This is a genomic window from Arthrobacter sp. zg-Y20, assembly GCF_030142075.1.
Lineage (GTDB): Bacteria > Actinomycetota > Actinomycetes > Actinomycetales > Micrococcaceae > Arthrobacter_B.
Window position 1 is genome coordinate 786,646 of sequence record NZ_CP126241.1, and the last position, 19,969, is coordinate 806,614.

At 68.9% G+C, this 19,969-nt stretch carries 18 protein-coding genes; 12 read left to right on the plus strand and 6 right to left on the minus strand.

What is annotated here, in order from left to right; genetic code table 11:
* Window positions 1–155: 155 nt before the first annotated feature.
* A complete protein-coding gene (locus QNO06_RS03800; protein ID WP_227913405.1) occupies window positions 156–2,912 on the plus strand; it encodes a beta-glucosidase in 2,757 nt (918 codons plus the stop codon).
* 46 nt (window positions 2,913–2,958) lie between these two features.
* On the opposite strand, the gene QNO06_RS03805 is transcribed toward QNO06_RS03800, so the two are convergent.
* On the minus strand, window positions 2,959–3,894 hold the full coding sequence (locus QNO06_RS03805; RefSeq protein WP_227913404.1) for an alpha/beta hydrolase: 936 nt from the start codon (window positions 3,892–3,894) through the stop codon (window positions 2,959–2,961).
* Window positions 3,895–4,172: 278 nt separating this feature from the next.
* Between QNO06_RS03805 and QNO06_RS03810 the strand changes: the two genes are divergently transcribed.
* Window positions 4,173–6,920: a glycoside hydrolase family 3 protein gene (locus QNO06_RS03810; protein WP_227913403.1), complete on the plus strand. Its 2,748-nt coding sequence runs from the start codon at window positions 4,173–4,175 to the stop codon at window positions 6,918–6,920.
* Window positions 6,921–7,035: 115 nt separating this feature from the next.
* Here the strand turns inward: QNO06_RS03810 and QNO06_RS03815 are convergent, their stop codons facing one another.
* A complete protein-coding gene (locus QNO06_RS03815; protein ID WP_227913402.1) occupies window positions 7,036–8,286 on the minus strand; it encodes a serine hydrolase domain-containing protein in 1,251 nt (416 codons plus the stop codon).
* Window positions 8,287–8,455: 169 nt separating this feature from the next.
* On the opposite strand from QNO06_RS03815, the gene QNO06_RS03820 reads away from it, so the two are divergent.
* Together QNO06_RS03820 and QNO06_RS03825 are read left to right on the plus strand one after the other, a co-directional pair.
* Window positions 8,456–9,685, plus strand: coding sequence for a sensor histidine kinase (locus QNO06_RS03820; RefSeq protein WP_227913401.1), 1,230 nt, complete (start codon window positions 8,456–8,458; stop codon window positions 9,683–9,685).
* On the plus strand, window positions 9,682–10,356 hold the full coding sequence (locus QNO06_RS03825) for a response regulator transcription factor (protein WP_227913400.1): 675 nt from the start codon (window positions 9,682–9,684) through the stop codon (window positions 10,354–10,356). The genes QNO06_RS03820 and QNO06_RS03825 overlap by 4 nt, the downstream gene beginning before the upstream one ends.
* A gap of 41 nt (window positions 10,357–10,397) precedes the next feature.
* Here the strand turns inward: QNO06_RS03825 and QNO06_RS03830 are convergent, their stop codons facing one another.
* Together QNO06_RS03830 and QNO06_RS03835 are read right to left on the minus strand one after the other, a co-directional pair.
* Window positions 10,398–10,925, minus strand: a complete 528-nt coding sequence (locus QNO06_RS03830; RefSeq protein ID WP_227913399.1) for a hypothetical protein — start codon at window positions 10,923–10,925, stop codon at window positions 10,398–10,400.
* 227 nt (window positions 10,926–11,152) lie between these two features.
* Window positions 11,153–11,614 carry a hypothetical protein gene (locus tag QNO06_RS03835; protein ID WP_227913398.1) on the minus strand — a complete coding sequence of 154 codons (462 nt, stop codon included), beginning with the start codon at window positions 11,612–11,614 and terminating at the stop codon, window positions 11,153–11,155.
* Here QNO06_RS03835 and QNO06_RS03840 point away from each other — a divergent pair.
* Together QNO06_RS03840 and QNO06_RS03845 are read left to right on the plus strand one after the other, a co-directional pair.
* Window positions 11,595–11,987: an excalibur calcium-binding domain-containing protein gene (locus QNO06_RS03840; RefSeq protein WP_227913397.1), complete on the plus strand. Its 393-nt coding sequence runs from the start codon at window positions 11,595–11,597 to the stop codon at window positions 11,985–11,987. The genes QNO06_RS03835 and QNO06_RS03840 overlap by 20 nt on opposite strands.
* A gap of 191 nt (window positions 11,988–12,178) precedes the next feature.
* Window positions 12,179–13,351 (plus strand): hypothetical protein, encoded by a 1,173-nt coding sequence (locus QNO06_RS03845; RefSeq protein WP_227913396.1) that lies wholly within the window; start codon window positions 12,179–12,181, stop codon window positions 13,349–13,351.
* Here the strand turns inward: QNO06_RS03845 and QNO06_RS03850 are convergent.
* The gene (locus QNO06_RS03850) at window positions 13,348–14,541 is read right to left on the minus strand and encodes an acyl-CoA dehydrogenase family protein (RefSeq protein WP_227913395.1); all 1,194 of its coding nucleotides are present in this window, start codon (window positions 14,539–14,541) and stop codon (window positions 13,348–13,350) included. The two genes, QNO06_RS03845 and QNO06_RS03850, sit on opposite strands and share 4 nt — an antisense overlap.
* Before the next feature lie 296 nt (window positions 14,542–14,837).
* Between QNO06_RS03850 and QNO06_RS03855 the strand changes: the two genes are divergently transcribed.
* Together QNO06_RS03855 and QNO06_RS03860 are read left to right on the plus strand one after the other, a co-directional pair.
* The gene (locus QNO06_RS03855; protein ID WP_227913394.1) at window positions 14,838–15,959 is read left to right on the plus strand and encodes a hypothetical protein; all 1,122 of its coding nucleotides are present in this window, start codon (window positions 14,838–14,840) and stop codon (window positions 15,957–15,959) included.
* A gap of 51 nt (window positions 15,960–16,010) precedes the next feature.
* Entirely contained in the window at window positions 16,011–17,195 is a 1,185-nt protein-coding gene (locus QNO06_RS03860; RefSeq protein WP_227913393.1) for a thiolase family protein, read from the plus strand.
* Window positions 17,196–17,294: 99 nt separating this feature from the next.
* Here QNO06_RS03860 and QNO06_RS03865 read toward each other — a convergent pair whose 3' ends face one another.
* Complete coding sequence (locus tag QNO06_RS03865) at window positions 17,295–17,951, minus strand: FMN-dependent NADH-azoreductase (protein ID WP_227913392.1); 657 nt, start codon at window positions 17,949–17,951, stop codon at window positions 17,295–17,297.
* Window positions 17,952–18,030: 79 nt separating this feature from the next.
* Here QNO06_RS03865 and QNO06_RS03870 point away from each other — a divergent pair, with 79 nt between their 5' ends.
* The 4 genes from QNO06_RS03870 (at window position 18,031) to QNO06_RS03885 (ending at window position 19,952) form a co-directional block, all read left to right on the plus strand.
* Window positions 18,031–18,381 (plus strand): winged helix-turn-helix transcriptional regulator, encoded by a 351-nt coding sequence (locus tag QNO06_RS03870; RefSeq protein ID WP_227913391.1) that lies wholly within the window; start codon window positions 18,031–18,033, stop codon window positions 18,379–18,381.
* A gap of 53 nt (window positions 18,382–18,434) precedes the next feature.
* On the plus strand, window positions 18,435–18,827 hold the full coding sequence (locus tag QNO06_RS03875) for a VOC family protein (RefSeq protein WP_227913390.1): 393 nt from the start codon (window positions 18,435–18,437) through the stop codon (window positions 18,825–18,827).
* Between the two features lie 72 nt (window positions 18,828–18,899).
* Window positions 18,900–19,514, plus strand: a complete 615-nt coding sequence (locus tag QNO06_RS03880; RefSeq protein ID WP_227913389.1) for a hypothetical protein — start codon at window positions 18,900–18,902, stop codon at window positions 19,512–19,514.
* Between the two features lie 33 nt (window positions 19,515–19,547).
* Window positions 19,548–19,952: a hypothetical protein gene (locus tag QNO06_RS03885; protein ID WP_227913388.1), complete on the plus strand. Its 405-nt coding sequence runs from the start codon at window positions 19,548–19,550 to the stop codon at window positions 19,950–19,952.
* The last annotated feature ends 17 nt before the right edge of the window (window positions 19,953–19,969 follow it).

Below are 19,969 nucleotides of genomic sequence, written 5' to 3' on the forward strand. Positions count from 1 at the left end.
CCCGCACTGACGGGGCCGGCAGGTCAGCGGCCGGGGCACCCCGTGGGGGACGCAGGGGAGCCCCGGCGGCGTATTGTCCGCACGCCAGTGGCGGCGGATTCCAGCGGTAGCCGCCGCGCCCAGGGGGTGAACGCGGCCCGTATGAGGGAAGCACCATGGAACCAAAGCGAAGTATCAACCAGTCACCCCGCCGCCGGGCCACCCGGTCCCGGCCAACCCCACACATCTTCCGCAAAGCCATCCCCAAGAGAAGCATCCGCAAGAGAACCACCGCCCTGCTCGCCGGACTGCTGATGGCGGGCAGCTTCCTGCCGGTGGCCGCCGTGGCCGCCGAACCGGCGCAGACCGGCGTAGACATCCTGCAGGCCGCCCCGCCGGACATCTCCCAGTTCCCCTGGGGCGATCCCAGCCTTTCCCCGGACCTGCGGGCCACCCTGGTGGTTGCCGCCATGTCCCTGGAACAGAAGGTGGAACTGCTGGTCCAGAGCGGCGGCACCGGGGTTCCCGAGTTCGGCATCCCGCCCATCCGCAGCAAGGACGGCTGCTGCGGGCTGGCCCTGGAAACCGAACCCAGCACCTCCCTCCCGGTGGGGCTGAGCCTGGCATCCGCCCTCGATCCCACCCTCGGCCGCGCCTACGGTGCCGTTGCCGGGGAGGAAGCCCGCGCCACCGGCTACAACACCATTGCCGGCCCCACCATGAACCTGGGCAAAACCCCCTACAACGGCCGGCTCTGGGAGGCCTTCGGCGAGGATCCGCTGGTCAGCGGGGACAGCGCCGTCGCCCAGGTGCAGGGCGAGCAGGGCGCCTCCGTCTCCGCCCTTCCCAAGCAGTACATGCTCAACAACTTCGAGACCCGGCGCGGAAACGTGGACGTGCTGGTGGACCAGCGGACGCTGCAGGAAACCTACGTCCGGCCCTGGGCGCAGATGGTGGAGGAGTCCGATCCCGGCTCCATCATGTGCTCCTTCAACAAGGTCAACGGTGAGTACGCCTGCGGCAATGACCAGCTGCTGAACCAGATCCTCAAGACGCAGACCGGGTTCGCCGGGTTTGTCACCTCGGACTTCAACGCCGCACACAGCTTCGCGGACTACGCCGCCGGGCTGGACGTCTCCGGGCCGGGGCTGGAATTCTCCGGCCCGAACCTGCTGGCCGCGGTACAGAACGGCACCGTGTCCGAGGCGCGGGTGACCGACGCCGCCCGCCGGGTGGCGCGCACCATGTTCGCCAAGGGCATTGTGGACAACCCGCCCATCGACACCTTCGTGAATCCGCAGCCCACCGATATTCCCATCCCGGCGAACATGCTGGACGCGCACGACGCCATTGCACAGAGCGTCGCCGAGGCGGGCACGGTGCTGCTGAAGAACGACGGCGCCCTGCCGCTGGCAGCGGGCACTCCATCCATCGGGGTGATCGGCTCCGACGCCGACTGGTACATCGACGGCGGCGGCTCCGGTGCCGTGCCGACCCCGGCACGGCTGACCACCATCCTGGACGGCATCACCGCCCGGGCCGGGGACGCAAGCGTGGAATACGCCCGCGGCACCGACCCGGTGGGCCTGGGCGACACCATCCCCGGCCCGCCCCCGCTGCCCAGCGGAGTGCTGACCGACGTGAATGCCGAATACCGGCTCGGGCTGAACAACTTCGAGGGAACCCCCACCCTGGCCCGCACCGAACAGCAGGTGAACCTGCGCACCGGCATCTCCGCGGACGAGATCAACACCTCCCAGGTGCCCGGCGTGGGTGGGGAGCTGGCCGCCTCGCCCATGACGGCGGTGTGGACCGGCACCATCGTGGCGCCGGCCACCGGGAACTACACGTTCTCGCTGACCCACCTTGGCACCGCCCGGCTGTTCCTGGACGGTGCGGAAGTGATCAACGAGCCGGCGGACAACCTGGCCACGCAGGAAATCGGCGTGAACATGGCCGAAGGCCAGCGCATTCCGATCCGGATCGAATACATCACCGACGCCCCGAACCAGTTCAACGGCGGACTGAACGACCAGCCGGGCGCAATGATCCGGCTGGGCTGGACCCCGCCGGGCGGCGTGCTGCAGCCCTCCATCCAGGAGGCCGTGGACGTTGCTTCCCGCAATTCCGTGGCCGTCATCGTGGCCCGGGACTACACCGGCGAGGCCGCGGACCGCGGTTCCCTGACCCTGCCGCAGAACCAGGACGCGCTGATCAGCGCGGTCACTGCGGCGAACCCGAACACCGTGGTCGTGCTGGCCACCAGCGGCCCGGTGACCATGCCGTGGATCGACGCGGTACCCTCCGTCCTCGAAGCTTGGTACCCCGGGCAGGCGCAGGGCCGGGCGGTGGCGTCCGTGCTGTTCGGGGACGTGAACCCCTCCGGCAAGCTGCCGGTCACGTTCCCGGTCAGCGACCAGCAGGCGTCTGCGGTGACCCCGCCGTATCCGTTCAACTTCCTCACCACGGTGTCCCCGGTGGTGCCGTACGCCGAAGGCGTTTTTGTCGGCTACAAGGCGTACACCACCCAGGGCGCGGTGCCGCTGTTCCCGTTCGGGCACGGGCTCTCCTACACCCGGTTCGACTACGCGAACCTGTTCGCGACGCCGGAGGTGGACGCCGACGATCCGGACGCCGAAGTGGCGGTGCAGGTGACCAACATCGGCACCTATCCGGGAGAGGAAACCGTGCAGGTGTACGTGGGGAACCTGCCCACCGGCGTGCCGACGCCGGCCCGGCAGCTGGCCGGCTACGGCAGCATTTCGCTGCCGGCCGGCGGGATCGGGACGGTGAATATCGACCTGGATCCGCAGTCCCTGCAGTACTGGGACGTCAACGCGGGCGGCTGGGTCACCCCCACCGGCCAAGTGCCCATCTACGTGGGCCGCTCCGTGGATGACATCCGGCTGGCCGGGTTCATCACGGTGGTCTAACCCGGACGCAGGGGCCCGGAGCGCTACGCTCCGGGCCCCTGTTTTCCTATCCGGGCAGGACCGTGTCCGCTGCCAGGGCCTGCCGGAGCCGGGCGCCGATGAACTCCCGTGCCGCGCCGGCGTCGTCAATCAATCCGGCCATGTACAGGAAAGGATGCACCTGCCCGCCGAAGCGCACCGCGGTGGTGGGCACGCCCGCCTCCCGCAGCTGACGGGCATACGCCTCGCCCTCGTCCCGCAGCGGATCGCACTCGCCGGTGATCACGGTTGCCGGGGCCACACCGGAAAGATCTGGATTCCGGGCAGGGGAGAGCCGGATATCCTCCAGGTCCGCACCACCGGCGTAGGTGTCCACGAAGTACTGCATGTCCCGCCGGGTCAGGAAGTGCCCGTCCGCGAACTCGGCGTAGCTCGCCGTGGAGCCGACGCGGGCATCGGTCACCGGATAAACCAGCACCTGGTGTGCCAGCGGCGGCATGTGGCCGGCCAACTGCTGGGCGGTGACCGCTGCCAGGTTGCCGCCGGCACTGTCCCCGGCCACGGCCACCCGGTTCGAATCGATGGCCAGCCCCGACTCCCCGGAGAGCAGGGCAAGGGTGACCGCTTCGGCGTCGTCGGCTGCCGCGGGAAACACGTGCTCGGGCGCCTTGCGGTAATCCACGCTGACGACGATGGCGCCGGAATGCCGCGCGAGGGCGCGGGCCGTCGTGTCTGCGATCTCCAGATCGCCGAGGACCCAGCCGCCGCCGTGGAAGTAGGCGACCGCCCCGGGCAGCGTCCCGTTCGGCGCGTCCGGCGAATAGACCCGGACCGGCACCCCGGCAATAGTCCGGTCCCGGACCGAAAACAGGTCAACAGCGGCGCCGGTCAGGGGCAGGGCATTCTCCAGATCAGCGCGGTTCTGCTCGGCCGTCTGGGTGTCCAGCGGCGGAGCGCCCTTCAGAAGGTCGAGAAAAGCCTGTGCCTGGGGGTGAACCTGCATGTGGTGCTCCTGGCGTCGCCGGATGGGACAAGCAATCTAGCACGCCCCGCAGCCAACCCCGCACATCTCGGTTGACCCTGCCCGGACGCGTCCATAGCGTCTCCGGCATCACTCGCCGCACCCGCACTTTCGGTCCGGCAGTCCAGCGGCCGGGGCGGCCTCACCGGGGGATACACCGAGCGCCCCGCCGTGCCCTGATCCGCCCGTAACACACGGCGGATGTCCAGCGGTAGCCGCCGCGCCCAGGGGGTGAACGCGGCCCGTATGAGGGAACCACCATGGAAGAAAACCGCAGCACCGGCGGGCCGCCCCGCCGTCGTCGTACATCCACCTCCCCGAACCCCGCCAAAATCCTGCGAAGGGCCATGGCGCTGCTGGCCGGGACACTGCTCGCCACCACCAGCTTCCTACCGGCTGCCAGTGCTGCCGGCTTCCCGGCCACGGTCCCGGCCACCGTTCCAGCGGTCAACCTGGACGCCCCCGAACCGCAGCAGATCGAGGACCAGCCCTGGCGCGATGCGTCGCTGTCCCCGGAGCTGCGGGCCCTGCTGGTGGTCAACGCCATGACCCTGGAGCAGAAGGTCAACTATCTGGTCCAAAGCGGCGGCCCCGGCGTGCCCGAGCTCGGCCTGCCGGCCATCCGCAGCAAGGACGGCTGCTGCGGCCTGGCGCTGGAAGACACCGTGACCACGGCGCTGCCGGTCGGCGTCGGCCTGGCCTCCACCTTCAACAACACCTACGCCCGCGCCTACGGGGCAGTGGGCGGGGAGGAAGCCCGCGCCACCGGCTGGAACGCGCTGGCCGGGCCCACCATGGACCTGGTCAAGACCCCGTACAACGGGCGGATGTGGGAGGATCTGGGCGAGGATCCGCTGCTCAGCGGGTCCATCGCCGCCTCACAGGTGCAGGGCGAACAGGGCGCGGACATTTCGGCGCTGGTCAAGCACTACAACCTGAACAACTTCGAATCCCGGCGCGGGCACGTGGACGTGGAGGTGGACGAGCGGACCCTGCAGGAGACCTACACACGGCCATGGGAAACCGTGGTCCGCGACGCCGATCCGGGCGCCATCATGTGCTCCTTCAACAAGGTCAACACCGAGTTCGCCTGCGGCAACGCGCCGCTGCTCAACGGAATCCTCAAGACCCAGCTCGGCTTCCGGGGGTTTGTCTCCTCGGACTTCAACGCCGCGCACAGTTTCGCGGACTACGCCGCGGGGCTCGACGTCGCCGGGCCGGGCCTGGAGTTCTCCGGGCCGGCGCTGCTGGCGGCAGTGCAGAACGGGGAAGTGTCCGAGGCGCGGGTGACCGACGCCGCCCGGCGGGTGGCCCTGACCATGTTCGCGAAGGGCATCTTCGACAACCCGCCTCCGGGATCCTTCGTGAACCCGCAGCCCACCGAGGTGCCGGTGCCCGCGAACCAGCTGGACGCGCACGCCGTGATTGCCGAGGACATTGCCGAGGACGCCGCGGTGCTGCTGAAGAACGACGGCGCGCTGCCGCTGGCCTCCACCACGCCTTCAGTGGCGGTGATCGGTTCCGACGCCGATTGGTACATCGACGGCGGCGGCTCCGGAGCCATTCCCAACCCGGCACGGCTGACCACCATCCTGGACGGGATCACCGCCCGGGCCGGGGACGCCACGGTGGAATACGCTGCCGGCACCGACCCGGTGTCGCTGGCGGACACGCTGCCCGGCGCCCCGCCGATCCCCAGCACCGTGCTGACCAACGTGCAGGCCGAGTACCGCAGCGGGATCAACAACTTCACCGGCGAGACGGTGGTGGCCCGCTCCGAACGGCAGATCAACCTGCGCACCGGTATTTCCGCGGACACCATCAACACCTCCCAGGTGCCCGGACTGCCGGTTCCGCTGGTTTCCGCGCCCATGTCCGTGGTGTGGACCGGAACCCTGGTGGCTCCGGCCACCGGAGACTACACCCTGACCATGGCGCATCTGGGCACCGCCCGGCTGTACATCGACAACACCCTGGTCAGCACCGGGGAGCCGGCGCCGTACAACCAGACCGAATCCGCGATCAACCTGGCCGCGGGGCAGGAAGTGCCGATCCGGGTGGAATACACCACGGACGCCCCCAACCAGTTCAACGGCGGCCTCAATGACCAGCCCGGCGCCATGATGCGGCTGGGCTGGTTCGCCCCGGAGAACGCCCTGTCCCCGTCCATCCAGGAAGCGGTGGACGTCGCCTCGCGCAACTCGGTGGCCGTCGTCGTCGCCCGCGACTACACCGGGGAGGCAGCCGACCGCGGCACGCTGACCCTGCCGCAGGACCAGGACCGGCTGATCCGGGCCGTGTCCGCGGTGAACCCGAACACCATTGTGGTGCTGGCCACCAGCGGACCGGTCACCATGCCGTGGCTGGATGCCGTGCCGTCAGTACTGGAAACCTGGTATCCCGGGCAGGCACAGGGCACCGCAGTGGCCTCGCTGCTGTACGGGGACGCGAACCCGTCCGGCAAGCTGCCGGTCACCTTCCCGGTGTCCGAACAGCAGGCCACGCAGGCCGGGCAGCAGAACACCTTCTACCTGATCAACGAGGTGGATCCGGTGGTTCCGTATGTGGAGGGCGTGTTTGTGGGCTACAAGTCCTACACCACGCAGGGCCTGACGCCGCTGTTCCCGTTTGGGCACGGGCTCTCCTACACGCGGTTCCAGTACGGGAACCTGCTGTCCACCCCCGTGGTAGACGCGGCGGATCCGGCGGCGGAAGTCTCGGTGCAGGTCACCAACCTGGGCACCCGCGAGGGGCAGGAAACGGTGCAGGTGTACGTGGGGAACCTGCCCACGGTCATCCCGACGCCGGCCCGGCAGCTGGCCGGGTACGCCAGCATCACGTTGCCTCCCGGCGCGGCCGGGACGGTGAACATCTACCTGGATCCGCGTTCCCTGCAGTACTGGGACACTGCGGCGAACGGCTGGGTGACACCGACCGGTCAGGTGCCCATTTACGTGGGCAGCTCCGTGAATGACACCCGGCTCGCGGGGTTCATCACGGTGGAGTAGCTGCTGGTGAGCTGACAGCAGGAGTGCAAGGCGGGAGTGCAAAGCAGGGAGCCCGGGGCGTTTTCGCCCCGGGCTCCTGCCGCGAGGACCCGCTTTCCGCGTCGAGGACCAGCGGCTACTTAGAGCACAAGACCGTGTCCAGGGCCTGCGTCACGGACTTGTAGTTCTCCAGGACCAGCTCCTCGTTGGCCGGGTCACCGATGGCTGCGGGGAGGGACGTGACGGCAATGGTGAAGGCAGTGCCGTCGGCGGTCACCCCGTTGCGCGTCTCGTAGCCCTGGATGTCTCCGCCGTGGCCCCAGATCTCGCCGCCGCAGCTCAGCGGGTAGCGCTCCAGGCCGAGCCCGTACTGGGCGCCCGGAAACAGGGTCTCGTCCGAGGGCACCGTCTTTTGCATTTCGGCCATTGACGCCTCGGAGAGCAGGCGGCCGTCGACCACGGCCCGGTTGAACTCGTTCAGGTCGCTGGGACTGGCGATGATTTCCCCGGCCGCCCAGGCCCAGGAGGGATCCAGCTCGGTCACGTCGTATCGCTGGAGGTCGGCCTCCATGTGGTAGCCGGACGGGTGTGCCCCCCGGAACTCCTGTTCGCCCTGGGCCGGGAAATAGGTGTGCTGCAGGCCGAGGGGTTCGATGATGCGGCGGGTGATTTCCTCGCCGAGGGGGCGCTGCGTCACCTTTTCCACGAGCAGCCCGAGCACGATGTAGTTTGTGTTGGAGTATTCCCAGCGTTCCCCGGGGCTGAACAGGGCCGGCTGCGCCAGGGCCATGTCCATCAGGTCCCGGGGAGACTTGTAGGAGTGCTGCATCTGCTTGAAATCAACGGCCAGTGCGTCCGTATACTCGGGCAGCCCGCTGGTGTGCTGCAGCAGCTGCCGGACGGTGATGTTCGCGCCGTCGATCCCCTCGCCGTGCAGCAGGCCGGGCAGGTACTTCTCAATGGGAGCGTCCAGCTCCACCTGTCCCTGCTCCACCAGCTGCAGCACGGTGACGGCGGTGAACATTTTCGTGTTGCTGCCAATGCGCACCTCCCCGTCCACCGGAACGTCCTCCCCGGTTTCGACGTTTCCGACGCCGGACACAAAATCTTCATGGCTGCCGTCCGGATGCGTCAGCGAGGCCAGGGCTGCGGGAAACCCGCGGTCCACCAGTTGATCCAACTGCGTTTGGATCACTGTGTTGCCGGCAGCCGCGGTTGGGGCGTCGGTGGTGTCGGCGGCGGCAACGGAGCTGATGCCCCACCAAGCGCCGGCACTGACCGTGCCGGCAGCCAGGAGGCCGGTCGCCGCGAAGGCAACGGTGCGCTTGAACGACGACGGCGCCCTGGTCTCGTGGGTGGTGGCCGCGGATTCTGTTTCGGGATTCATGGTGGCGTTCCTTCCGGTTATGGCGGGGCACCTGGTGCTCGTTGCCCTCGGTTGGTGGTGAGAACCAGCCTTCCCGGAAGCGGAACGCAGCGCCCCCGGCCTGCGAACAGGATCGGACCTGTTCTCGCGGATAGGGCGCCCTCCGTCTGGGGTAAGCGAGAATGATCCGATGCTCATCAATTCCGGCCCGGCCCCGGCCCAGGCCCAGGCCCAGCCCCAGCCCCGGGCGCGGAAGGCCCGCTGGAAGTTCGCGCCCACCGTGCTCATTGTTTTGCTGGCAGTGGGATATGTGTGGGGCGTCCTCACCTTCGAGGCGGATTCGGTTAAAGGTCCGCTGGATTTGATGCCGGTTCTGCTGATGCTGGCCCAGGCAGCGGTATTGCCCGCACGCCACCGTTTTCCGTTCGGTGTTCTCCTTTTGGTCACCGCCCTGGACGGCCTCACATTGTTGTTTTCCGCGGGCGAGGTGGGCACCGGAACTCTTGCGGTAATAGTTGCCGTGTATGCCTATGTCCGTGAAACCGCCGGCCCGAAACGTTATCTGGTGCCGGCAGGGCTTGCCGCGGCCGCCGTCGTCGTGACGATGTTCGCCGTGCAGGCCAGCGCCGTGGTTCCTGTCGAACTCATTCCGACCTTTGCGGCGGCACGAACCGCTTTGGTCTTTGGGCTGGGAGTGGTTGCCGCCGAGATTATCGGCGGGCGGGTCCGGCTCTTGGCGGCCCTGCAGGAGCGGGCCGAAGCCGCGGAACGCGAAAAGGAACGCCTGGCCGAAGAGGCCGTGCTGCGGGAGCGGACACTGATGGCCCGGGAACTGCACGACGTCGCGGCCCACCATCTGACCGGCATCATTGTCAGCGCCCAGGCTGCACAGGCACTGCGGACCTCCGACCCTGAGGAAGCCGGCGAATACATCCGCCAGGTGCAGCGCGCCGCGAGGACCACACTGGACAGCCTCCGCCAAACGGTGGGGCTCCTGCGGCCCGACGCCGAAGGCGAGCTTGCGCCCGTTGCCTCCATGGAGAACCTTCCGGCGCTGGTGGCCGAAGCATCGCAGGCGGGGACCCAAGTCCGCTTTGAAGAGTCCGGGACGCCGCGGGAGCTCCGGCCGCTGGCGGGGATCGCGGCGTACCGGATGGTCCAGGAGTCCCTCGCCAATGCGCTGAACCACGCTCCCGGTGCATCCCGTGCTGTCCGCGTGGACTACGGGCCGACGTCGGTGCGGCTGACGGTTGCCAATGACGCGCCGTCGGCTAAACCGCGGCAGGGATCGCGTTCCGGGTACGGTTTGATCGGCATGGCCGAGCGTGCGGAACTGATCGGCGCAACCCTGCGCACAGGGGCCGATGACGACGGCGGCTGGACCAATACCCTGGTGATTCCCTATGAGGACGAGACATGACGATCACAGTAGCCATTGCCGACGACCAAGCGATTGTGCGGGCCGGACTCCGGGTAATCCTGGAAGCCGGCTCCGACGTCGAGGTGGTGGGTGAGGCCAGCGACGGAAACGAGGCCGTGGCGCTGGTGCGCGAGCTGCGCCCGGACGTCATCTGCATGGACATCCGGATGCCGGGCCTCAACGGCATCGCTGCGACGCGGACCATCACCGGCGATCCGCAGAACACTACGGGGGTGCTGATGCTCACCACCTTCGAACTCGATGATTATGTTTTCGGTGCCCTCGAAGCCGGAGCCTCCGGGTTCCTGCTGAAAGGAGCCGACGAGGACGCCCTGCTGGGTGCAATCCGTTCCGTCGCCCGCGGGGACGGCACCCTGGATCAGCGTCTGACCCGCCGCGTGCTGATTGAGTTCGCTAACCGGACCGCCGGGCCGCGCAGCGCGCCGGCGTCGCTGGTTGTGCCGCTGACAGCGCGGGAGACCGAAATCCTGACGCTCCTGTGTGAAGGGCTGTCAACGCAGGAGATCAGTGAGCGGCTGTTCGTGGAGGCCACCACCGTGAAGTACCACGTGGCGGGAATCTTGACGAAAACCGGGGCCCGCGACCGGATGCAGGCCGTGGTGTGGGCGTTCCGGAACGGCGTTGTGCCCCTGCCCCGGGTTGGCGGCTGACGGGGGAAGCGTCCGGGGAGCGTCAGCGGGGTGCGGCCGGGTCAGCGGGCGAGGTGGTCGCCTCGTTTCCGCGGCCGGTCCGACTTCTTTTTCGGCGCCGCTTTCCGGGCTGCACGTTCCGCTCCGTGCTCGCCCGGTCCGCGGTACAGCACGTCCCGCCGGCCGTCGCTGAGGATCCGCAGTTCCCCGACCAGGCCCCGGCGCAGTTCCATGAGCTCGAACTGATAACGTGCGGGATCGTCGCCGGCCACGCGCAAATACCGGGTGCATGCTGCGGCCATGCGCATCAGCACTTCGTTGGCTCCGGACCGGGTGTGTACCTGTGCCAGGGTTTCGATCACTTTCTCCCGGAGGTCGGCCACTGCGGACCGGGCTCGGTCCACCTCCGGCCCCGGGGTTGCCGCCCGCGGCTCTATGGGCGCCAGGGTCTGCTTCAGGTGCAGGTACGTCACCAGCTCGTTCAGGGCGCGCGACCCCTCCCGCCGGTCGACGGACGCCTTGGCCAGCCAGCCGGTGGCAAAGCCGACCGCAAGCACCAGCACCACGGTCAGAACAAGCAGCCAGTCCATAACGCGCCTCCGAAGCTCACCCGATCACCGTGCGTGCGCCGGTGGCGCCTGGTCACAGGGGGATGGAAGCTACGTGCCCGGGCGGGGACAAGCCAGAGAAGCCGGGGGAGCAGAAGAGCTGCGGGCCTCGAATCGGCGGTCAAGGTGCCTCAACTACTTGGATTCGGACGGCTGATGAGAATCTGGTTACTGGTCGGTAACATTTCGGCCCGCGGGCTGCTACTGTGTCACTCGATGCGTTCGCATCCACTTTCACACGCTTTCTTTCCTGGGGGATCCATGTCATTTCTGCCTCGCGCCCGTTCACTATCGTTAGGCGCGGTCACCCTGACTGCGGTCCTGGCCCTCACCGCTTGCGGTGGCGGGTCGGAAGGGTCCGAGCCGACGGCGTCCGCAACGCCGTCGCCCACCAAATCCACCGCATCGGCTTCGCCGACGCCGACCGTTGTTGCCAACCAGGCCTGCAAATCAGCCGGAGTCACGCAGACGGTCAAGCAGACAGCGACGCCGACGCCGTCCAGCAGCACGAGGGGCTCGACCGCCAAGGCATCGGCCACCGCTTCGCCGTCGTCCTCACCCACGACCATAAAGGCGTCCCCCTCGGCGACGCCCAGCGCGCAGAGCACCGTGTATGTATGCACGGAAAATGACAACGGCAAGCTCGTCTGGATGACTAAAGACGATTCCACGAAGATCCTTGCCGCACGCCAGGAAAAGGCCGATAAGGAGGCTGCTGACAAGAAAGCAGCCGAGGAAGCGGCGGCAGCTGCCGAAGCGGCCGAACAGCAGCGCCTTGCCGACGAAGCCGCCGCCGCTGCGGCTGCCGAAGCCCAGCGGGTAGCGGATGAGCACGCCGCCGCCGCTGCTGCCGAAGCCCAGCGGGTAGCGGACGAACAGGCACGCCAGCAGTATGTTGCACCGCCCGCCCCGGCCTACGTTTACTACGCGAACTGCAAGGCCGTTCAGGCCGCAGGTGCCGCGCCCCTGTATGCGGGCCAGCCAGGTTATGAAACTCCGCGTCTGGACCGCGACGGTGACGGCGTTGCCTGCGCCGGTGACTGACCGCGGCGTCGTAGCAACCAGTTTCGGCAACCCCTAGATGTTGCCCTTGGAGCCGCCTAGCGTGGTTCCAAGGGCAGCCCCCGCCGGAGCTCACGGAGCCTCGAACCCGGACGGTAGCTGCTGCAACAGACGCCGGACCAATCCCAACCGTCAGCGGCGGGAGCGCACCGGCACCGTCCCGCCGAGGCCCTATGTCCCACCAGCCCACGCCCGACCAGCCGGATCCCGAGTCCGTTTCCTCCGCCGGCCCGTCGGCCAATGCCCGACCCTCACCGCTCCGCAATCCCCGCACCGCTTGGCCAGTCCTCGGAGTGGTGGCGGCACTGCTGTGGGTTGCGGTACTTCAGGGAGTTGGCGGGGTAGCGGTGTGGATCCTGGCCGCCGGAGTCCTGCTGCTGTGCAGCGCCCTCTATGCCCTGGGTTTCCGGCGCCGCAGCTGGGCCGGGCTGAACACGCTGCAGCAGCGGAAATTCGCCCTCTCGGTCAGCGGCGTGGTGCTGGTGATGGGCGTGGTTGCGGGGGTGATGTCCGTGCCGCAGCCGGCACGCACCACCAACGACGGCGCCGCCGCGGCCCCGCCGCCCCCTGCGACGCAGCCGCAGCCGTCTTCGCCCGAGACCGCAGACCCGCGGCCGCAGGATGTCCGCGCCGATGTGCAGGGCGCTCGCCTGCCCGCGGACACACCGGAAAGCAGCCCGGCGGCCGAAGCCGCACTGGCCAACTCGCCGTGCACCGCCGACGGTGCAACGCGGCTGCAGCGCGAGATCGAATACCGTTGCACGGCCAACACCGCAGGGGAGCTGGTTTGGATGGATAGGGCAACAGCGGACCTGCTTGTCGAAGCGCGGGCCGTGGCGCAACGCGCTGAAGCGGACAGGCTCCGGGCCGAACAGCAAGCCCGGGAAGCCGCGCGCCGGGCCGCCGAACAAAACCCCTCCACCACCCTGCCGCCTGCACCTCCGCCCGAAGTTCCGGGCGAGCCAGGACCTCCGGATCCGCCGTCCCCGCCTGACCCCACCGAACCGGCAACGCCGGACCCGACGACGCCAACCCCGGCACCGGGCACGCCACCGCCGGGAACACCGGACCCGGGAACTCCCGCCCCGGGCACGCCGGACCCGGTAACGCCACCGCCTGCCCCCGGTACGCCGGACCCCACCGTACCGCCGACCCCGCCGCAGCCGGACCCCACTGTGCCGCCGGACCCCCGCGTGCCCCCGAACCCGCCCGCACCTCCGGATCCGACTGTGCCGCCGCCGTCGGGCCGCTCGGTTACGCCTCCGGTGTCGCCCCCGGCGCCGACCCGGGACGCGGACACCGACCAGCAGGACCTGGAGGCAGCGCAGACCCTGGCACCGGTTTAGCGGAACGCTGCCATTCCGGTGAGGTGCTGGCCCAGGATGAGGGTGTGGACCTCGTCGGTGCCCTCGTAGGTGCGCACCGATTCCAGGTTGTTGGCGTGGCGCAGCGGCGAGTAGTCCAGGGTGATGCCGTTGCCGCCCAGCAGGGTGCGGGCCTCGCGGCAGACGGCAATGGCTTCGCGGCAGTTGTTCAGCTTGCCCAGCGAGATCTGGTGCAGGCCCAGCGTGCCGGCGTCTTTCTTCCGGCCGATGTGCAGGGCGAGCAGGAAGCCCTTGTTAATTTCAAGGGCCATGTCCACCAGTTTCTGCTGGGTCAGCTGGTACCCGGCCAGGGGTTTGTCGAACTGCATCCGGGTCCGGGAATAGGCCAGCGCGTCTTCGAAGGCATCCCGGGCGGCGCCCATGGCACCCCAGATGATGCCGTAGCGGGCCTCGTTCAGGCAGGAGAACGGCCCTTTGAGGCCCACGACGCCGGGCAGGACAGCGTCGGCGGGCAGGCGGACGTCGTCGAGCCGGACGTCGCATTGGATGGAGGCGCGCATGGAGAGCTTCGGTTCAATGGGGGTGGCGGTGAAGCCGGGGGTGTCGGTGGGAACCACAAAGCCGCGGATGCCGCCGTCGGTCTGCGCCCAAATCACGGCTACCTGCGCCACCGAGGCCAGTCCGATCCAGCGTTTGGTGCCGCTGAGGACCCAGTCGCCGCCGTCGCGCCGGGCGAAGGTGCTCATGCCGGCGGGATCCGACCCGGCGGTGGGCTCGGTGAGGCCGAAGCAGCCGATCGCCTCGCCGGCGGCCATAGCCGGCAGCCAGCGCTGCTTCTGTTCCTCGGAGCCGTGCTTGTGGATGGCGGACATGGCCAGCGAGCCCTGCACCGAGACGAAGGTCCGTAGCCCGGAGTCCCCGGCCTCCAGTTCCGCGGCGGCCAGCCCGTACTCGACGGCGGAGCGGCCGGCACAGCCATAGCCCTCCAGATGCATGCCGAGCAGCCCGAGCCGAGCCAGCTGAGGGACGATCTCCAGCGGGAACTCCGCGTCCTCGTACCAGCGGGCGATGTTCGGCTTGATTTCGGCGGCCACGAAGGCGCGGACGGTGTCGCGCAGTGCGATCTCCTCCGCGGTCAGGAGGCCGTCGAAGTCGATCAGGTCTCCGGGAACCGGCAGTGAGCTATCCGGGAGGGAGTCAACAGTTGTCACGGGGAGGCCTTCGCGTTGGCAGGGTAAAGAAGGGCATGAGGAATGCTAGCGGAGCGTGCGGGGATTAGCCTGCAAAGGGGCGGCGTCGAGGCGGGGACGTCGGGGTGCCGGTCGCACCGGGGCGGCGGCGGGGCGACGGCGCCGTCGTTGCCGGTCGCGGCGGGCGATGTTCGCCCCACCCCTAGAGGTTTGCCCGTGGCCGCGCCTACCGTTGATGCCAAGGGCACTGGCCGTGGACGGGTGCATGGGGTCCGGACGGCCGCTGCTGACGAGCTGAATCTCCTCCTCGAGGCGCTATGCTCTACGACCCCACTCCGCCGCGCGGTCCGCGCCGGCGCCGCCCGCAGGTCCCGGGCCAAACCCCGCGCTCGGCCTGGCCCGTCGTCGTCGGCGCCGCAGTTCTGCTTGGCGTAGCGGCGTTTTTCGGGGTGATGGGCCTGGCCGTCTGGATCCTGGTGGCCGGTTTCCTGCTGCTGCTCACGGGGGTGTACGCGCTGGCGCTGCACCGGCAGTCATGGGCCGGACTGGACACCGGCAGGCAGCGGAAAGCGGCGTTGGCCGGCAGCGTCGTCGTGCTGGCTGTCGGTACGGTGGCCACCAGCATGGCCGCCCCCTCGGTGGGGACCGAGCGGCCCGCCGCGGCACTGGGCGTTATCGCACCGCTCGAACCTGGGCCGTCCCCGCAGCGCGGCGGCCTGCTGGAACGGGCACCCAGCCCGCAGGTGGATGTGGACCCGCCGACGCCGCCGCGCAGCAAGGCAGCGAGCCCGCCGTCGCCGACCGCCGGGCAGGAGGCATCGCTGATGAACCGGCGCTGTTCCCCGGACGGGGCCGCGCGCACGCAGGGCCGGACGGCCTACCGCTGCACCCGGGACATGGCCGGGAAGCTGGTGTGGATGGACCGGGCCTCTGCGGAGCGGATCACTGCGGCGCGTGCCGCCACCGACCGGCTCAACCGGCAGGCAGCCGCGGACCGTGCGGAAACTGAACGGCTGCGGGCCGGACTCGACGCAGATCGGCAGGCCGCCGAACAGCGTGCAGCAGCGGAGAAGGCGGCGGCTGAGCAGGCAGCGGTGGAGAACGCCCGTGTTGCCGCCGAGCGGGCGGAGGCGCACCGCCAAGCGGATGCCGCGCGCCGGAACGCAGCCCGGGAGCACACCAGCCAGCCAGTGCCGACGCTGCCCGCGGCACCGCCAGTGCCGGCGGAACCACTGCCTACGGATCCGCCCACTCCGCCGCCGCCATGTCCGACCCCGCCTGCTCCGGCACCCACTCCAACCGCAACGCCCACACCAACGATGGTCCCCGTTCCGGTCCCGACCGCCCCAACGCCGCCGTCGACCCCATCGCCGTCCGTACCATCGCCGTCGGGCACCCCGCCGGCAGGCACCCCACAGTCCCCAACCAGCGGCACCTAGGCACCGCCGCCGGAACCCCTAAGTGGCCCGCATCACAGTACGATGGCCAGCATGACTGAGGCCTATCTGATTTCCGGCGTCCGTACTCCCGTGGGCCGCTACGGCGGTGCCCTGTCCTCCGTCCGGCCCGACGATCTGGCTGCGCTGGTGCTCGCCGACGTCGTCGCCCGCGCCGGACTGGACCCCGCCGACGTGGACGAGGTGCTGCTGGGCTGCACCAACCAGGCCGGAGAGGACAACCGGAACGTGGCGCGGATGGCGACCCTGCTGGCCGGATTCCCGGACACCGTGCCGGCCATGACCGTGAACAGGCTCTGCGCCTCCGGGCTCAGCGCGATCCTCTTGGCTTCCCAGATGGTGAAGTCCGGGGCGGCGGATGTGGTGGTGGCCGGGGGAGTGGAGTCGATGTCCCGTGCGCCATGGGTGCTGGCCAAACCGGAGAAGGCGTTTGCGAAGCCCGGGGAGCTGGCAGACTCGGCCATCGGCGCCCGGTTCACCAACCCGAAGTTCTACGACCTGCCCGGCACCACTTATTCCATGCCCGAAACCGCGGAGGAACTGGCCTCCCGGGAAAGGATCAGCCGGGAAGACTCGGACGCCTTTGCGCTGCGCTCGCACACCCGGGCGCTCGCCGCCGTGGAGGAGGGCCGGTTCGCGGCGGAAATCGTGTCGGTGGAAACGAAAAAGGGCGTGGTGAAGACCGATGAGGGTCCGCGCCGGGAGACCAGCGCCGAGGCGCTGGCGAAGCTGCGGCCCATCGTGCGGCCCGACGGCGTGGTGACCGCCGGGAACGCCAGCTCGCTGAACGACGGCGCGTCCGCCGTCGTCGTCGCCAGCGCCGACGCGGTGCGCACGCTCGGGCTGCACGCCCGCGCCCGGATTGTGGACGGCGCCTCCGCCGGGGTGGAGCCGGCGGTCATGGGCATCGGCCCGGTGCCGGCCACCCGGAAAGTGCTGGACCGGACCGGCTGGTCGCTGGGGGACATCGGTGCGGTGGAACTGAACGAGGCGTTCGCCGCGCAGTCCCTGGCCTGCATCCGGCAACTCGGCCTGGACGAGGAGCTGGTGAACCGCGACGGCGGGGCCATTGCGCTCGGGCACGCGCTCGGTTCGTCCGGGTCGCGGATCACGGTGACCCTGTTGAACCGGATGGAGCGCGAGGGTGCATCGCGTGGCCTGGCGACTATGTGCGTGGGGCTCGGCCAGGGTGTGTCGATGCTGTTGGAACGGGTGTAGCCACTGGCAGCAAAGCGGCACCCGGCCTTTGGGCGGGTGCCGCTTTGTCCTCGGACGGCCGACCAGCGCGCGTGGTGGTGGTGCGTGTACGGAGGGAGCCTAGCCGAGGGGGCTGGGGCGCAGCCCGGCCAGTTCCCGGCCGAACTTCACCGCGGCGGTTTCCGCTTCCTCCTTCAGGGCGGCGGCCATGTCCTTGAACGGATCCAGGGCGGGGTTCATGCCCACGAGGGTGAAGGGGCGCTCGACAACGCGCAGGTCCAGGCCCCAGACGTCCGCCAGTACACGGCGCAGCCAGGGGGTGGAGTGGTCCCACCCCTCCTTGGGAGTGCCCGGGTTGTAGTTTCCGCCCAGCGAGGTGACCAGCACGGCCGGCTTGCCGCGCAGTGCGGTGCCCTCCGGGCTGATCCGGGGATCGGTGTAGGCGAGGTCGAACCAGGTCTTGAAATGCTGCGAGACGCCGAAGTTATACAGGGGAACGGTGAACAGCAGGGCATCGGCACCGGTCAGTTCGTCAGCCAGTTCGGTGGCGAAGCCGAGGGCCCGGTGCTGCTCCTCGGTGCGGGCCTCTTCCGGAGAGAAGCCGCCCAGGACGGCGTCCTGCCAGACCCCGGTGGGGATCGGTTCAGCGGCAAGGTCGCGGCGTCGAACGCTGGAATCAGGGTGAGCGGTAGTCCACTGCTCCTCGACGAGGTCGCCGAGGGCACGGCTGGCGGACGTGGCGGGCAGGATGCTGGCATCCAGGCGGAAGAGAGTCATGGGGGTCTCCGATCAATAAGTTCCTTAGTAACTCTGTTTTCCAGAGCGACTAGGCTGACTGTAGCGGTAGAATCGCCGTATGGATAGAGGCCCCGTTTCAATGCACACATGTGATTCCGCGGTCAGCCTTGCCTTCACCATCCTGGGCAAGCGCTGGAACGGGATGATTGTGGATGCCCTCAGCGCCGGGCCGTTATCCTTCGCGGCCCTGCGGCGATCCGTGGAGGGAATCAGCGACGCCGTACTCTCCGACCGACTCACCGAGCTGGCCGAGGCCCTGCTGCTGACGCGCGTTGTGGAGCCCGGCCCGCCGATCTCGGTGGCGTACACCCTGACGCCCAGCGGCGAGCAGCTGGTGCCGTTGCTGCGGCAACTGGGGCAGTGGGCAACAGCTCACCTTCCCCAGCCGGAGGAGCAGCCCGAGCGGTGACCGCCCGGCGGGCCGGCGACAAAACCTCCGCAACGGGCCGTAGGCTTCCCCGCATGACTGCTTCGATCTCCCACACAACCTTTGACAGCCTCGACCCGTACGCGCAGTCCGTGTTCTGGGCACAGGTGCTCGACTTCCATGCAGATCCGAAGGAGCCCTTTGGGCCCGGCGACGACGAGTGCATGATCTACTCGCCCGACGGCTCCCAGCGGCTGCTGTTTATCAAGGTGCCGGACCGCAAACAGGTCAAGAACCGCCTGCATCTGGACCTGCAGCCGGGCGAAGCGGGCGGCCGCGATGCGGAGCTCGCGCGGCTGCTGACCCTGGGCGCCACGCAGGTCGACGACCAGCGCCGCCCGGATGGAACCGGCTGGGTGGTACTGGCCGACCCGGAAGGCAACGAATTCTGCATCCTGCGCAGCCACGCGGAACGGTACGCCGTCTAGGTTTCCGGCGGAGAAAGCAGCGATCCCGCGGAGTAGGCTGTGCTCATACCAGGTCTCTAATTGGGGGGAAGAATGCAAAAGGGAAGCATTGCCGTGCTGTTGCTCGCCGCGGCTGTCGGATTAGCGGGATGTTCATCCTCCGCCGAGGCAGCCAAGGAATCCGCTCCGGCCACGCCTTCCCGGAGCGCGTCGTCGTCCGCCGCGACAACTCCGCCGGCCCCGCCGTCGCCCGCCCCCACTCCGACGCCGACGCTAACGCCCCCGCCAACCCCTTCCCCGCCGGCGCCGGCCACCCCGGCCGAGCCCGTCACCGCCATAGCCATTGCCCAGCAGCTGCAGGCAGTTGTCCCCGGCATCACCTCGGTCACTGAAGTAACGCCGGAGAATGACCCGGGCGGATTCATCGGCCAGCCGGGCTATTACACCTCGGCGGCGTGGATCGCCGACGCCTCCGCAGCCGCGCCGGAGAACAGCGTTGTTGGAGGGGCTGTGGTGGAAGTCTTCGCCACCGAAGCAGAAGCCCAGTCGCGCTTCGCCCAGCTGCAGGAGCACTTGGCCCTGGGCGCCGCCTACAAACGGGAATACATGTATCTGCAGGGAACGGCGCTCCTCCGCGTGACCGGAAAGCTCGGCGACGAATCGGCCGCCCTTTATGAGCAGGCCTTCTATGCGCTCGGTATCGGCTAAATCTTAATCCAGGCATCAAAAGGGGGAATTGCCATGGCATTGTTCAGCACCAAACCGATTGTGGAGAAGAAGGAACAGTGGACAGCGCCTCAGCCTCCGCAGGCGGTCCTGGCAACCCTGGCCGCGGCCTTTTCCTTTCACGGTGAAGATGTCCGGCGGGAAAAGTCCTCGGTGGAGGTGCACCTCGGGTCCAATGCGGAATACCGGATGTGGGGCAACATGACCGAAGAAGGGCGCAAACACCTGCCGATCGCCCTGACGTTCACTGCCTCCGGATTCGGCACGGGCACTGCGGTGGAGGTGTATGCCCGAGACACCTTCGGTTTCCGCATGGGAAGCGGCAAGTCCTTCGGGGTGCCGGAAACGTTCAACCGGCGGATAGAGGAATTCCTCAGTTACGCGGCCGGGACGCTCGGCATAACCCGGCCCGTCTCCTGACCCGTCCCTTCCCCGCC